A 15114-nucleotide genomic window follows, 5' to 3' on the forward strand; every position below is an offset into this window, starting at 1 on the left:
GCGCTTCGGCGCCAGGCGAGGCCTTCAGCAAAAGATACGGCGGTCAATTTCGCCGCCAACATGTTTAGACGGGCCGACGCTTAATGCGCCAGACTGCATTGCCGACCAGGATCTCCCGAATGACCGCGCTGACGCGAGGTGAAAACTTCGCCCGTCGCATCATCCCGGTGGGTTCCCGTCCGGCGCTGCGCCGCGAGACGCGTTTTGGCCTTCCCCTCACCCCCGAATCAGGTGGACCGTCGCGTCACCGGGCGGCGCAATTTGCGCCTGCCATGATCCGCGCCCGCCGCCGTCAAGAGCTCCAAAATGCCCAACAAGATGTTGATCGATGCCACCCACCCGGAAGAGACCCGGGTCGTCGTGGTCCGTGGCAATCGCGTCGAAGAGTTTGATTTCGAGACCGCCCAGCGCAAACAACTGCGCGGCAACATTTACCTCGCCAAGGTTACGCGCGTAGAGCCGTCGCTGCAGGCTGCCTTCATCGAGTATGGCGGCAACCGGCACGGCTTCCTGGCCTTCAGCGAAATCCATCCCGACTACTATCAGATCCCGGTCGCCGATCGTCAGGCGCTGATCGAAGCCGACGAGCGCGCCCATCGTGAGGCCGAGGAAGAGCACGAGAACCGCGGCCATCGCCGCCGGTCGCGCCATCGCAATGCCCGCCGCCGCGGCCATGGCGACCGCGTCCAGAGCGAGGTGATCGAGGGTGCAGGCGACGCGCAGGCGCTGCCGGCAGCCGAGGCTCACGAACATCCCGTCGATACCGGGCATCATGAACACGATGCCGGGCATCACGAGCACGGCGTGGCCGCCTATGAGGGTCACGAGCATGAGGCGCATGATCATGCGCATCACGACGGCCACGAGCATCACCATGACCATGGTCACGACGATCATGGCCACGATGATCACGATCATGACCACCATGACCATGATCAGGCGCACGATCACGACCACGCCCCCGTAACGAGCGAGGCGCAGGCCGCCGACGCCCCGTCCGACCCCGTCGTCGCGGTGGTCGAAGCCTCCGTTGCGTCAGCTGCGCCGGAATTCGTCGAGACCGCCGAGGTCAATCATGAGCCCGAGCGGACCCATGAGGAGCAGGTCGCGGAAAACGCCGCGCATGCCGACGACGCGCCGCATGTGGTTGCCGACGAAGTCCACGCCGCGGCCGATGAGCACCGCGTCGCCGAATACGCAACGCTTGCGGACGGAGCCGCGCCCGAGGCTCGGCATGGCGATGATGCCGGCGAAGACGACGACGAGGATGACGGCGAGGAAGGCGAGGAAGAGGATGTCGTCGAGTCCGTCGGCGGCGACGACGTGCTCGAGGAGGTTCCGGAGCGCGCGTTCCGCCCGCGTCGCCAGTACAAAATCCAGGAAGTGATCAAGCGCCGGCAGGTGATGCTGGGTGCAGGTCGTCAAGGAAGAGCGCGGCAACAAGGGCGCCGCGCTGACCACCTATCTGTCGCTCGCCGGCCGTTATGCCGTGCTGATGCCCAACACCGCACGTGGCGGCGGCATCAGCCGCAAGATCACCTCCGCCCAGGACCGCTCGCGGCTGAAGGAAGTGGTGCAGGACCTCGACGTGCCCGAGGGCATGGGGATCATCTTGCGCACCGCCGGCGCCTCCCGCAGCAAGCCGGAGATCAAGCGCGACTTCGAATACCTGATCCGGATGTGGGAGACGGTGCGCGACCTGACCCTGAAGTCGCAGGCGCCGACCCTGGTCTACGAGGAAGGCTCGCTGATCAAGCGCTCGCTGCGCGACCTCTACAACAAGGAAATCGACGAGATTCAGGTGGCGGGCGAAGCCGGCTACCGCGAGGCGCGCGACTTCATGAAGATGCTGATGCCGGCCAATGTGCGCGCGGTGAAGCAATATCGCGACGGCCAGCCGCTGTTCTCGCGCATGGGCGTCGAAAGCCAGCTCGACGCGATGTTCTCGCCGACCGTGCAGTTGCGCTCCGGCGGCTACATCGTGATCAACCAGACCGAGGCGCTGGTCTCGATCGACGTCAACTCCGGCCGCGCCACGCGCGAGCACCATATCGAGGACACCGCGCTCAAGACCAATCTCGAAGCTGCTGAAGAAGTCGCGCGTCAATTGCGTTTGCGCGACCTCGCGGGCCTGATCGTCATCGACTTCATCGACATGGACGAGAAGCGCAACAACCGCGCGGTCGAGCGCAAGCTGTCCGACTGCCTGCGCCAGGACCGTGCGCGGATCCAGGTCGGCCGCATCTCACATTTCGGCCTCCTGGAAATGTCGCGCCAGCGCATCCGCGCCAGCGTGCTGGAGAGCTCGACCGAGCCCTGCCCGCAATGCGGCGGAAGCGGCCACGTCCGTTCAGTCTCGTCGGTGGCGCTGCAGCTCCTGCGCGGCATCGAGGAAATCCTGATGAAGGGCGGCGACCCACAATCTGGTGGTCCGCACCCGCACCGACGTCGCGCTCTACGTGCTCAACCACAAGCGCGGCCATCTGCGCGATCTCGAGGAATCCTTCCGAGTCTCGCTGTCGGTCGTCGCCGACGCCACGGTGCACGGCCAGCAATCCTACATCATCGATCGCGGCGAGCAGGTGCATACGCTCGAAGCCGCCAAGGCGCTGCTTGCTGCGCAAGCTGCCGCTGCGCCGGCGCAGATCGATGAGGCGGATGACGAGGAAGAACTGTTTGAATACGAGGCCGAGATCGAGACCGACGAGACCGAAGGGCTCGTCGACGACCGGGCGGCCGGCGAGGAAGCAGGCGCCGCTGAGGGCGAAGGCGACGGCCAGCGCCGCAAGCGCCGCCGTCGGCGCCGCGGCCGTGGAGGCGCCAACGAGGCGCGTGACGGTGTTCAGCCGCCGCGCGAGGACGGCGATCTGATGCATGTCCTGCCCGATGGCACCGAGGTGGTTGCCGCGGGTCGAAGCCGAAGGCGATGAGGACGAAGGCGACGAAGCCCAGGGCGCTGCCCGCGACGACCAGGCCGGCAACGGCGATCGCCGCCCGCGGCGCCGCGGACGCCGTGGCGGCCGCCGCCGGCGCGGCACTGGCGGACCGGATGACGGTCTTGCCGGATCGATCTCCGATGAGTTGAGCCCGGTGGCAGCACCTGAAGCCACAGACGCAGTCGCCGATTTCGATAGCCACGACGCGGAGCCGGCCCCGGCGCTCGCGCAGCCCGAGCTGTTTGCACAGCCGACGGAATGGCAGCCGATCGAAGCCGTGCCGGTTGAGGCGATCGCGGCGCCCGAACCCGAACCCGTTGCAGCACCTGCCGCCGAGGACACGGCCGAAAGCGACCGCGCGCAGCGGCGCCGCTCGACGGTGCGCGAAAAGGTCAGCTTCGCATCGAGCCCGCAACCCGAGACAACACCGGCGCTGGCTCAGAGCCCGGCGGAGGATCCTGCCCTCGCCCCTGAACCCGCAGCCTCTGCCCCGCAGTCCGCACCGGACGCCGCCACGGCCGAGGCTCCGGCCCGCAAGGGCTGGTGGTCGCGCCGCTTCGGCGGCGGCGGCAACTAGCACCACCTGGAAGTCAAAACGCCCGGTTCACGCCGGGCGTTTTTATTGGACAGGCCATCCGTTCGTCAGACGCCGGCGTGACGGAGCCTGACGGAGACGGATCCCAATGCAAAGCGCGATCGTTCTTGGCGGCGGCATGGTGGGCGTCAGCACGGCGCTGCACCTGCAACGCCGCGGCTGGTCGGTGACGCTCGTCGACCGCAAGGAACCGGGCCGCGAAACCAGCTACGGCAATGCCGGCATCATTCAGAGCGAGGCGGTGCGGCCCTATCCGATGCCGCGCGATCCCGCCACGCTTGCCAGGATCGCGATGGGGCGCACCAACGACGTACGCTATCGCCTGGCATCGTTGCCCCGGCACGCCGGTCCGCTGCTGCGCTATTGGTGGAACTCGACGCCCGAGCGGCACCGCGAAGCCACCATCGCCTGGGCGCGCCTGATCGCCTACGCCGCGGCCGAGCACGACACGCTGATCCGCGATGCGCATGCCGACAATCTGATCCGCCGCGCCGGCTATCGCCTGCTGCATCGCGACCCGGCGGCCCTGGAGCAGGCGATCGCAGTCGCCGAAGAGAACCGGCGTGATTTCGGCGTGCAGTTTCGCGTGCTTGACGGCAGCGAGCTCGCCAAGGCGGAGCCATTGCTGCGCGACGACCTCCCCGGTGCCATTCACTGGCTCGGGCCCTGGACCGTGTCGGACCCCGGCGGTCTGGTTTCGGCCTATGCCGGATTGTTCGAGCGTCTCGGCGGAACGCTGCTGCGCGGCGACGCGCAGACGCTGACGGAGACCGCAACCGGCTGGTCGGTCGACACCACCGGCGGCCGGATCGATGCCGCCCATGTCGTCGTGACGCTCGGGCCGTGGTCACCGCAATTGCTGCGCAAGTTCGGCTACCGGATCCCGCTGGTGCGCAAGCGCGGCTACCATATGCACTATCAGGGCGGCCGCTCGCTCGACCTGCCGCTGGTCGACACAGCGAATGGATATGCGATGGCGCCCATGGCCAAGGGGATCCGCATCACGACCGGCGCAGAGCTGACCAGTCCGGATGCGCCGGCGACGCCGATCCAGCTTGGCCATGCCGAGGCGGCCGCACGCGAGCTGATCGAGATCGGCGGCCGTGTCGAGCCCGAGCCGTGGTTCGGCACCCGCCCCTGCACCACCGACATGCTGCCGGTGCTCGGGCCTGCGCCGCGCCATCGCGGCCTATGGGTAAATTTCGGTCACGGCCATCAGGGCTTCACGCTCGGCCCGGCGACGGCACGGGTGCTGGCCGAAACCATGAACGGCGAGGCATCCTCCGTGGACACCTCGCCGTATCGGCTGGACCGGTTCTAAAGAGTGACGAGATCAGGTCGAATTGGATCGGCAGCGGAGGTTCACCTCTCCCTTGGGAGAGGTCGGCGCGTAGCGCCGGGTGAGGCGTTACGGTCTCTCGTGAGAGCTGCGTCCCCTCACCCGATTTGCTTCGCAAATCGACCTCTCCCCAATGGGGAGAGGTGAAGCGAGCTCGTCGCCAAAGCTCTTCGATCCAAGTTCATGTTGGATCAGTCCGTCGTCAGCGCGGTCTCCATGTCGGTCGGGTCGATCTGCCGGGAAAGGTTGGCATTGAGCTTGTCGCGGTCGAGCTCGCCCTCCCACCAGGCGACGATCACGCAGGCGACGCCGTTGCCGCACAGATTGGTCAGCGCGCGGCATTCGCTCATAAACTTGTCGATGCCGAGCACGATCGCCATGCCCGGCACCAACCGCGGATCGACCACCGCAAGGGTCGCCGCCAGCGTGATGAACCCCGCGCCGGTGATGCCGGAGGCACCCTTCGAGGTCAGCATCGCCACCACCAGGATCGTGAGCTGCTGGCTGAACGAGAGGTCGTAGCCCAGCGCCTGCGCGATGAACAACGTCGCCAACGTCATGTAGATGTTGGTGCCGTCGAGGTTGAACGAATAACCCGTGGGCACCACGAGGCCGACCACGGACTTCGAGCAGCCGAGACGTTCGAGCTTCTCCATCAATGACGGCAGCGCACTCTCGGAGGACGAGGTGCCGAGCACGATCAGGAGCTCGTCCTTGATGTAGGCCAGGAACCTGAAGATCGAGAACCCGGCGATCCGCGCGATGATGCCGAGCACCACGAGGACGAACAGCGCGGCGGTCAGATAGAACGTCGCAATCAGCCCCATCAGATTGAGGATCGCGCCGGTGCCGAACTTGCCGATGGTAAAGGCCATCGCGCCGAACGCACCGATCGGCGCCGCCCGCATCACGATCGAGATCACGCCGAACACCGCATGCGCGGCGTCGTCGATGAACGAGCGGATGGTGTGGCCGCGCTCGCCGAGGCCCATGATCGCAAAGCCGAACAGCACCGAGAACAGCAGCACCTGCAGGATCTCGCCCTGCGCGAAGGCGCCCACCACGGTGTCCGGAATGATGTGCAGCACGAAGTCGACGCTCTTCTGCGCCTCCGCCTGCTTGGCATAGCCGGCAACCGCCTGCGCGTTCGCCGCCGCATTGCCGAAGCCCGCGCCCGGCTTCACGATATTGCCGATGAGCAATCCGATCACCAGCGCGAAGGTCGAGACCACCTCGAAATAGACCAGCGCCTTAACGCCGATGCGGCCGACCTTCTTGGCATCCTGGATGTGGGCGATGCCGGACACCACGGTGCAGAAGATGATCGGCGCGATCACCATCTTGATCAGCTTGATGAAGCCGTCGCCGAGCGCCTTGATCCACTCGTTGGTGGCAATGCCGGGCCACAACCAGCCGACCAGCGCGCCGAGCGCGATCGCGATCAGAACCTGGACGTAGAGAATCTTGTACCACGGCTTGCTACCGGCAGACGCCGGTGAAGCCGTGGCAACGGTTGCCGCTGCCATGTGTCACTCCCCCTCAGAAATGGCGGAAATAGCCAAGATCAACTTGGCCGTTCAAGTCAAATGGAACTGTGTCGGCCCTGCCGTTTATCCGCGGCGATCTGTCGCGTGCTGCTCCGCCGAAACCGGGGCCAGCGCTTGCGAGACCGATCCAACCGACAAGACCGAGGGCTCTTGAAGATTGCGGGCTATTTAAGCCAATGCGCGATCCGTGCAACTGCTTCCTGCATCTCCGCCGCGGAACGCGCATAGGAAAATCGGATGAAGGCGCGGCCGTGGATCGGATCGAAATCGACGCCCGGGGTCGCTGCGACATGCGCCTTCTCGAGCATCTCGCTGGCGAAGGCGAAACTGTCGGCGGTGAAGTCGGAGACGTCGGCATAGAGATAGAACGCGCCGTCTGCCGGCAGGAACTTGGTCAGCCCGGCCTTGGGCAGGCCTTCGATCAGGATGCGGCGGTTCTCCTGATAGCCGCGCTTGATCGCCTCCATCTCCTCGCGACCCTCGAAGGCCGCCTCGGCGGCGATCTGCGACAAGGTCGGCACCGAAATCGACAGGTTCTGCTGCAGCCGCTCGATCGGCCGCACCAGCACGTCGGGCACCACCATCCAGCCGACGCGCCAGCCGGTCATGCAGAAGTACTTCGAGAACGAGTTGATCACGAGCGCGTTCGGCGACAACTCCGCCGCCGTCACCGCAGGAAATGCGTAGTCGAGGCCGTGATAGATCTCGTCGGAGATGAAGCGGATGCCCGCGCTGTCGGCGGCCGCCATCAGGCTCGACAACGCCTCGCGCGACATCATCGTGCCGGTCGGATTCGCAGGGCTGCCGACCAGCACGCCCTTCAGCGGCGCCTTGCGATGGGCGGCCAGCAGCGCCTCTCCGGTCAGCGCGTGACGGGTGTCGCCGGAGGTCTCGATCAGCACCGGCTCGCAGCCGAGCGCGGTCAGGATGTGCCGGTAAGGCGGATAGCCCGGCACGGTGACGGCGACCCGGTCGCCCGGCTCGAACATCGCAAGAAACGCCAGGATGAACCCGCCCGACGAGCCCGTGGTGACGATGATGCGCTCGGCATCGACCGCACAGCCATACGTGTCGCGGTAATGCCGGGCGATGCGCGCGCGCAGACTGGGAATGCCGAGCGCCGAGGTGTAGTCAATCCGCCCGCCGCCAAGCGCGGCCTGTGCGGCTGCGATCGCCGGCTTCGGTGCACCCTCGGCGGGCTGCCCCACCTCCATGTGGATGACATGGCCGCCCGCGGCCTCGATTCGCGCCGCGGCCGCCATCACGTCCATCACCATGAACGGCGGAACATCGCTCCGGCCGGACGCTGTCAAAAGGCTGCTCACACGGTCTCTCGCTGTCGCTTCACGCATGGATTTCTGCTATTGCACGGCCGCTGCCGAATTCGGGTTCCGATACCGGCGACCGCCCCAGACTGGCCGCATTCGGTGGCTCCTTATAACGCTTTCAGGCCAAGTGCATACCCGGTTCGCGTGAAGAAGAACTGCAAAAACAACAGACTGTGTCACGCGCCTGCCCCGGTCGGGCCGGGAACCGGACCTTGCCGCGGCGCGGCCAGCAATCGCCGATAGATCGCCCATGCTGTTCCGCCACGCGCTTCGCGCCAGGACCCTCAAGCCTTCTGCGTTCAAGTTCACCGCATTGCTGACCGCGGTTGCACTCGCGGTTGGTCCCGTCGTCCCTGCGCGGGCCCAGCAGAAGGGCCCGCCGGTGCTGCGCGACACCGAGTCCGAGCAGCTGCTGCGCGAATATACCAGGCCGATCCTGCGCGCCGCCGGTCTCGAGAAGCAGAACATCCAGATCGTGATCATCAACGACGGCTCGTTCAACGCCTTCGTTGCCGACGGCCGCCGCATCTTCGTCAATTACGGCGCGCTGCTGCAATCGGAGACGCCGAACCAGATCATCGGCGTGCTGGCGCATGAAACCGGCCATCTGGCCGGCGGTCATCTTGCCAAGATGCGCGAGCAGCTGGCGCAGGCGCAGACCCCCAGATGATCATCGCGATGCTGCTCGGCGTCGGTGCGTTGGCCGCAGGCGCCGCGGGCGGCGGCGTTGGGAACGGCCTCTCCAGCGCCGGTGCCGCTGCGATCTCGGCGCCGCAGTCGGTCATTCAGCGCACGCTGCTCTCCTACCAGCGCCAGCAGGAGGAAAACGCCGACCGCGCCGGCGTCAAGTTCCTGAACGCGACCGGCCAGTCCGCCAAGGGCATGTACGAGACGTTCAAGCGCTTCACCGACGAGAGCCTGTTCGCCGCGCGCGGTGCCGACCCCTATCTGCAATCGCACCCGATGCCGGTCGACCGCGTCTCCGCGCTGCAGGACCTGGCGCGATCGAGCCCCTATTGGGACAAGAAGGACGATCCGGCGCTGCAGCTGCGTCACGACATGATGCGCGCCAAGATCTCGGGCTTCATGGAGCGGCAGGACACGGTCTACCGCCGCTATCCGTTGTCCAACACCAGCCTGCCGGCGCGCTATGCACGCGCGATCACCACACCTATCTGCACGGCGATCTGCGTTCGGCGATCGCGCAGATCGACGGCTTGATCCAGGTCCAGCCCAACAATCCCTATTTCTACGAATTGCGCGGCCAGGCGCTGCTCGAAGGCGGCCGGCCGGCGGAGGCCATCGCGCCGTTGCGCCGCGCGGTGCAGCTCTCCGGCAGCTCGCCGCTGATCGAGATGCTGCTCGGCCAGGCCCTGGTCGCCTCCGACAACAAGGCCTACACCGACGATGCGATCAACATGCTGCGCGCCGCCGTGGCGCGCGAGCCCGAGGCGCCGCTCGGCTATACCCAGCTCGCGATGGCCTATGGCCGCAAGGGCGACTATGCCCAGGCCGACCTTGCCTCGGCGCAGGCCGCCTATCTCCGCGGCGACAACAAGACCGCCCGCGAACTGGCATCGCGCGCCAAGACTCGGTTTGCGATCGGCACGCCCGGCTGGGTCAAAGCTGACGACATTGTGAGCGCCAAGCCGATGCCGGGTCAGAAAAACAACTAGAAATAAACCGTAGTTCCATACAACGATCACCGAAACCGGCCCGCGGCCCTGCCGTATTTCGGGCCACCTCGAACAAGGATTTTGCCATGCCAGCGCTTCGTTTTCTCGCCCCTGCCCTGCTCGCGCTCGGCATTTGCGCCGCGCCGCTGACTGCGTCCGCGCAGAGCTTCAACGATACCCAGCGCGGCGACATCGAGACCATCGTGCGCAACTACCTGATCGCGCATCCCGAGGTGCTCGAGGAGGCAATGAACGAACTCAGCAAGCGGCAGGCCGCCGCCGAAGCCGAGAAGCATGAGCAGAGCGTCGCCAAGAACGCCGACACGATCTTCAACTCGCCGCGCGGCGTCATGCTCGGCAACAAGGACGGCGACGTTACCTTCGTCGAGTTCTTCGATTACAATTGCGGCTACTGCAAGCGCGCGATGTCCGACATGCTCGACCTGATGAAGTCGGATCCGAAGCTGAAGGTCGTGCTGAAGGAATTCCCGGTGCTGAGCCAGGGCTCGGTCGAGGCCGCGCAGGTCGCGGTCGCCGTGCGCATGCAGGATCCGACCGGCAAGAAGTATCTCGAGTTTCACCAGAAGCTGCTCGGCGGCCGCGGCGCCGCCGACAAGGCGCGCGCGCTGGCGGTCGCCAAGGAAGTCGGTCTCGACATGACCAAGCTCGAGAAGGACATGGCAAGCCCCGAGGTGAAGGCCACCATCGAGGAGAACTTCCGCCTCGCTGAATCCATGGGCATGAACGGCACGCCGAGCTACGTGATCGGCAAGCAGGTCGTGATCGGCGCGGTCGGCGTCGAGGGTCTCAAGGAGAAGATCGGCATTGCCCGCTGCGGCAAGGCGACCTGCTGATCGTCGCCTCGACAGCGCTCATCCATCCATGAAAAATCCGGCTGCCAGGGCAGCCGGATTTTTTTTTGCGGCACCGAACCGCTTCCGCGCTGGCCGCAACCAAGGGGCATCACCAACAACGGAAGCCGCGCGCCATGCCCCTGGCCCTGCCAACCCTTGCTCCACCAACCCTTGGCTACGACCTCACGCTCCTGAAGACCGCGCCACAGCGTGGCACCGACCACGATCACGGCTGGTGCTACGGCCTGCCATCGGGCATTCGCACCGAGCAATGGCCGCTCAGTCCCCATGACGGCTTTCCGATGCAGCACTGCTTCACGCTGCGCGTCCCGGCGCAGTATCGCGCCAAGGGTGATGCCTATGTCGCGCTCGCCATGTTCGCCGATCAGCAATATGACGAACCCGTCGAGATCGACGCGGTCGCGCAATATCTCGCGGCAGAGACCATCGCGCGTCCATCAGATCCCAATCTGCTGCCCTACTTCGCCTATCGGCAGAACCGTCATCCGATGGAGTTTCGGATGAAGGACATCATCGACCACAATTTTGTGGCGATCTGGCTCACCGAGACCGAGTTCGCCGGACCGCTCTGCCGGCCACCGGAGCTTGCCGGCAATCCGTTGCTGGAAGCCAATTCGCCTCCGCGCTGGCTCGTGAAGGGCGCGGCGCGCACGGCGTTCGACGTCAACGTCGGCCGCACCCGCACCGACGAGCTGGAGAAGACATACTGGTTCTGCCTGTTCGGCGGCATCCCCGAGGCCGGGCACCACCCCTACGGCATCGGCCTTGCGCCGCGCGACGACGATCCCAATGTCGGCAAGCCGCCGCGCGATCATCTGCTGCACAAGGGTGAGCTTGGCGACTACATCGCGCCTTACGGCGAGCAAGGCAGTGCACGCGGTATCGAGCGGTTGCACGGCCGCAACCATCTCGGCGGCACGATGTTTCCGAACCAGTGGACGCCGAAATACAGCGCGACCTATCTCGAGATCGAAGAGCATTTCGGCGGATTCAATTTCGGCGGCGGCAACGGCCAGTTCGATCTTGCGAGCATGGAGTTTGACTGGGCCTGCGGTTGAAACGCAAATCGTTCATCGCGCATTCACACAAGAAACAAACTGCAAGGAACCGCAAATCAACAGGAACATCGCACATCCTCTCTCGTTGTCGGCGCGGGCAATGCTGAATAACGAGGAGGAATATGATGACTAACCGCTTTCTGATTTCGGTCGCTGCGGCGGCCCTGATCGCCGGTACCGGTTTCGCGAATGCACAGGGCGCCGGCGGCGCCAACAAGGAGACCGGGGCCGGCGGCGGCGCGACCGTGCAGCACAGCGCACCGTCCGGTGGCGCATCGTCGGGCACCATGCAGCGCGATACGGGCGGCATGAAGGGTTCCGAGCACTCCACGACCGGTGAATCTTCTTCGGGCATGAAAAATGACTCGCCCGGCATGAAGGGCGCCGAGTCCGAAAAGTCCGGCCCCGCCACCAAGGGTGCACAGGAGAACCCGCAGAAGTCGAAGAGCATGAGCTCAGAGAACGATGCGACCAAGGGCGCCAAGGAAGGCCCGAAGGACATGAAGGCCGAAGGCCGCGACAAGAGCGGCAACATGAGGGCCGAGGAGCATGACAAGAGCGGCAAGATGAACAACGCCGCCGAGAGCCGTGAGAAGAACGGCGCCACCACCAACCAGAACGCTCAGACCAAGAGCCCGACCGACACCAACCGCGCCCAGACCAACGACACGAGCCGCACCCAGACCACGACCGGCAACGCGGCAACGTCGGCCACCGCGGCTCCGCCGGCCGAGAAGCGCACCCAGATCTCGACCGCGATCAGGTCGGAGCATGTGACCGAAACCACCAACGTGAACTTCAACGTGGCGGTCGGCACCCGCGTCCCGGCTGACGTGCACTTCTATCCGGTGCCGGAGCGCGTGGTGACGATCTACCCGCAGTGGCGCGGTTACGAGTTCATCCTGGTCCACGGCCGCTACATCATCGTGCAGCCGGAGACCCACGAGATCGTCTACATCATCGAGGGCTGACCTCGACCTCGGCGCGAGGGTGCCTTGACGGACCCTCGCCTCGATCTCAACCCCGCCCCTCAGGGGCGGGGTTTTGCATGCGGCTGCACCCCGCAGTCGCCAGTGGATGGCCGGCGGGAGCACGGCCGAGGGGCGCCTTCCTCCGGGTTTGGTTAATCAGCAATTTCCGTAGGTTACGGCAGCTATCTAACAGAGCGGAGGAAGCTGTTGAAGACGTTCCGATTTCACCTAAAGACTTCCCCTGCGGCCGGTTGTTACCTATAACCCGGCCCACTTTCCCCTTCGGAACCCTTGGAAATGACTGCTGCCGGAACGATCTATGTGCTGAACGGCCCGAACCTCAACCTGTTGGGGACGCGCGAGCCGGAGACGTACGGTCATGCCACCCTCGCCGACGTCGAGAAGCTGTGCGCGGACACCGCGCGCCAGTTCGGGTTGACCGCCGATTGCCGGCAGTCCAACCGCGAGGGCGAACTGATCGACTTCATCCATGAGGCCCACACCAAGAAGGCGGTCGGCATCATCATCAACGCCGGCGGCTACTCTCATACCTCGATCGCGCTGCATGACGCACTGGTTGCGGTCAAGGTCCCCGCCGTCGAGGTCCATGTCAGCAACATCCACGCCCGCGAGAGCTTCCGGGACCACTCGTTCACTGCTAAAGCCGCCTTCGCGTCACTTTGCGGCTTCGGCATCGACGGCTACCGGCTTGCGATCATCGGCCTCGCCACCAGGATCGGTGCGAAGGCAAAGACTTAATCGTCAATCCTGACGTTCCCCGTCACCAGACAGAGATTTTGGATCAAACAACATGGCGCGCCAGCCAGACGACAAATCAGCCGCAAAGTCCAAGAACGACTCCAAGAACGACGACAGCGTCCTCATTCGCGAGCTCGCGCTGCTGCTTGCTGAGACCAACCTCACCGAGATCGAGATCGAGCGCGCCGGCCTGCGCGTCCGGGTCGCGCGCAATATCAGCATCGCCGCCACCGTGCCGTCAGCCGTGCATGCGGTCGCCACCCCGATGGCAGTGCCGGCTGCCGCCGCTGCCGCCACCGACATGGCAAAGCACCCTGGTGTCGTGCCCTCGCCGATGGTCGGCACCGCCTATTGGGCTCCGGAACCTGGCGCCAAGCCGTTCATTGAAGTCGGCACCAAGGTCACGGCCGGCCAGACCCTTCTGATCATCGAGGCGATGAAGACGATGAACCAGATTCCGTCGCCGCGCGCGGGCACCGTGACGCAGATCCTCGTCGAGGACGGCCAGCCGGTCGAATTCGGCGAGCCGCTCGTCATCATTGAATAGCTTCCGTCAACGTCAGGCGCTGCGATGTTCGACAAGATCCTCATAGCCAATCGCGGCGAGATCGCGCTTCGCGTGCTCCGAGCCTGCAAGGAGCTCGGCATCTCCACCGTCGCGGTGCATTCGACCGCCGACGCCGACGCCATGCATGTGCGCCTCGCCGACGAGAGCGTCTGCATCGGGCCGCCGCCGTCGAAGGATTCCTATCTCAACATCCCGGCGCTGCTGGCCGCCTGCGAGATCACCGGCGCCGACGCCGTGCATCCCGGCTACGGCTTCCTGTCCGAGAATGCGCGCTTCGCCGAGATCCTCGCCGACCATAATCTCGGTTTTATCGGGCCGAAGGCCGAGCACATCCGCCTGATGGGCGACAAGATCGAAGCCAAGAAGACCGCCAAGCGCCTCGGCATCCCCGTGGTGCCAGGCTCGGACGGCGCAGTGACGGCGGACGACGATGCCATGGCGATCGCCAAGGAGATCGGCTTCCCGGTGCTGGTGAAGGCAGCGGCCGGCGGCGGCGGCCGTGGCATGAAGGTCGCCCACACCGAGGCCGACCTCGCGCTGGCGCTGACGACCGCGGCCAACGAAGCCAAGTCGGCATTCGGCGACGCCTCGGTCTACCTGGAGAAATACCTGCAGAAGCCGCGCCACATCGAGATCCAGATTCTCGGCGACGGCCGCGGCGGCGCCATCCATCTCGGCGAGCGTGACTGCTCGCTGCAGCGCCGTCACCAGAAGGTCTGGGAGGAAGGCCCCTCGCCCGTGCTTGGGGCGGCCGCGCGCGCCCAGGATCGGCGAGACCTGCGCCAAGGCGATGCGGGACATGAAGTATCTCGGCGTCGGCACCATCGAATTCCTCTACGAGGACGGCGAGTTCTATTTCATCGAAATGAACACGCGCATCCAGGTCGAGCATCCAGTCACCGAAAGCATCACCGACATCGATCTAGTGCTCGAGCAGATCCGGATTGCCGCCGGCGGCGAGCTTCCGGCCAAGCAGAGCGACATCGCGATCATCGGCCACGCCATCGAGTGCCGCATCAATGCGGAGAACCCGCAGACCTTCCGTCCCTCGCCCGGACGGATCACGCAATTCCATGCGCCTGGCGGTCTCGGCGTGCGGATCGATTCCGCCGTCTATCAGGGCTACGTGATTCCGCCCTACTACGACTCGCTGGTCGGCAAGCTGATTGTGCACGGCAAGACACGCGGCGAATGCCTGATGCGCCTGCGCCGGGCGCTGGACGAGATGGTGGTCGACGGCATCGAGACGACGCTGCCGCTGTTCCGCGCACTGGTGCGCGAGCCCGATATCATCGAGGGCGATTATCACATTCACTGGCTGGAGCAGTATCTCGCCGGCCAGCCGTCCGATACGCCGAAATAGTTTGGAACTTTGTGGAACCCAGCGCCCCGCTCAAACGTACTAAAGGGTTGTTGGCTTTCCACGGGGACGCATTGAATCCCACTCCTGCGAAGAGACCGT

General features: G+C 65.4%; 8 protein-coding genes and 3 pseudogenes. 9 read left to right on the forward strand and 2 right to left on the reverse strand.

Annotated elements, in window-relative coordinates:
* The first annotated feature begins 306 nt into the window (after window positions 1–306).
* Both ACVWW1_RS11880 and ACVWW1_RS11885 read left to right on the forward strand, forming a co-directional pair.
* Window positions 307–3513 (forward strand): annotated as a pseudogene (locus ACVWW1_RS11880) (Rne/Rng family ribonuclease).
* Window positions 3514–3619: 106 nt separating this feature from the next.
* Complete coding sequence (locus ACVWW1_RS11885; RefSeq protein WP_176531635.1) at window positions 3620–4852, forward strand: NAD(P)/FAD-dependent oxidoreductase; 1233 nt, start codon at window positions 3620–3622, stop codon at window positions 4850–4852.
* A gap of 209 nt (window positions 4853–5061) precedes the next feature.
* On the opposite strand, the gene ACVWW1_RS11890 is transcribed toward ACVWW1_RS11885, so the two are convergent.
* On the reverse strand, window positions 5062–6396 hold the full coding sequence (locus ACVWW1_RS11890) for a dicarboxylate/amino acid:cation symporter (RefSeq protein WP_456655888.1): 1335 nt from the start codon (window positions 6394–6396) through the stop codon (window positions 5062–5064).
* A gap of 185 nt (window positions 6397–6581) precedes the next feature.
* Entirely contained in the window at window positions 6582–7769 is a 1188-nt protein-coding gene (locus ACVWW1_RS11895) for a pyridoxal phosphate-dependent aminotransferase (RefSeq protein ID WP_456655889.1), read from the reverse strand.
* Window positions 7770–7995: 226 nt separating this feature from the next.
* Between ACVWW1_RS11895 and ACVWW1_RS11900 the strand changes: the two are divergent.
* From ACVWW1_RS11900 to accC, 7 genes and pseudogenes are all read left to right on the forward strand, one after another.
* Window positions 7996–9421: pseudogene (locus ACVWW1_RS11900) on the forward strand (M48 family metalloprotease).
* 86 nt (window positions 9422–9507) lie between these two features.
* The gene (locus tag ACVWW1_RS11905) at window positions 9508–10275 is read left to right on the forward strand and encodes a DsbA family protein (RefSeq protein ID WP_173643332.1); all 768 of its coding nucleotides are present in this window, start codon (window positions 9508–9510) and stop codon (window positions 10273–10275) included.
* 134 nt (window positions 10276–10409) lie between these two features.
* Window positions 10410–11354 (forward strand): hypothetical protein, encoded by a 945-nt coding sequence (locus ACVWW1_RS11910; protein WP_456655890.1) that lies wholly within the window; start codon window positions 10410–10412, stop codon window positions 11352–11354.
* Window positions 11355–11479: 125 nt separating this feature from the next.
* Window positions 11480–12325: a DUF1236 domain-containing protein gene (locus ACVWW1_RS11915; RefSeq protein WP_456655891.1), complete on the forward strand. Its 846-nt coding sequence runs from the start codon at window positions 11480–11482 to the stop codon at window positions 12323–12325.
* Between the two features lie 297 nt (window positions 12326–12622).
* Window positions 12623–13084: a type II 3-dehydroquinate dehydratase gene (aroQ, locus tag ACVWW1_RS11920; protein WP_456655892.1), complete on the forward strand. Its 462-nt coding sequence runs from the start codon at window positions 12623–12625 to the stop codon at window positions 13082–13084.
* A gap of 52 nt (window positions 13085–13136) precedes the next feature.
* Window positions 13137–13631 (forward strand): acetyl-CoA carboxylase biotin carboxyl carrier protein, encoded by a 495-nt coding sequence (accB, locus tag ACVWW1_RS11925; RefSeq protein WP_456655893.1) that lies wholly within the window; start codon window positions 13137–13139, stop codon window positions 13629–13631.
* A gap of 24 nt (window positions 13632–13655) precedes the next feature.
* Window positions 13656–15015 (forward strand): annotated as a pseudogene (gene accC, locus ACVWW1_RS11930) (acetyl-CoA carboxylase biotin carboxylase subunit).
* The last annotated feature ends 99 nt before the right edge of the window (window positions 15016–15114 follow it).

The organism is Bradyrhizobium sp. JR3.5, from assembly GCF_054057015.1.

Coding starts and splice junctions, on each gene's coding strand:
- ACVWW1_RS11885 (WP_176531635.1), top strand. CDS start 3,620: ATGCAAAGCGCGATCGTTCTTGGCGGCGGCATGGTGGGCGTCAGCACG.
- ACVWW1_RS11910 (WP_456655890.1), top strand. CDS start 10,410: ATGCCCCTGGCCCTGCCAACCCTTGCTCCACCAACCCTTGGCTACGAC.
- ACVWW1_RS11905 (WP_173643332.1), top strand. CDS start 9,508: ATGCCAGCGCTTCGTTTTCTCGCCCCTGCCCTGCTCGCGCTCGGCATT.
- ACVWW1_RS11890 (WP_456655888.1), bottom strand. CDS start 6,396: ATGGCAGCGGCAACCGTTGCCACGGCTTCACCGGCGTCTGCCGGTAGC.
- ACVWW1_RS11895 (WP_456655889.1), bottom strand. CDS start 7,769: ATGCGTGAAGCGACAGCGAGAGACCGTGTGAGCAGCCTTTTGACAGCG.
- accB (WP_456655893.1), top strand. CDS start 13,137: ATGGCGCGCCAGCCAGACGACAAATCAGCCGCAAAGTCCAAGAACGAC.
- ACVWW1_RS11915 (WP_456655891.1), top strand. CDS start 11,480: ATGACTAACCGCTTTCTGATTTCGGTCGCTGCGGCGGCCCTGATCGCC.
- aroQ (WP_456655892.1), top strand. CDS start 12,623: ATGACTGCTGCCGGAACGATCTATGTGCTGAACGGCCCGAACCTCAAC.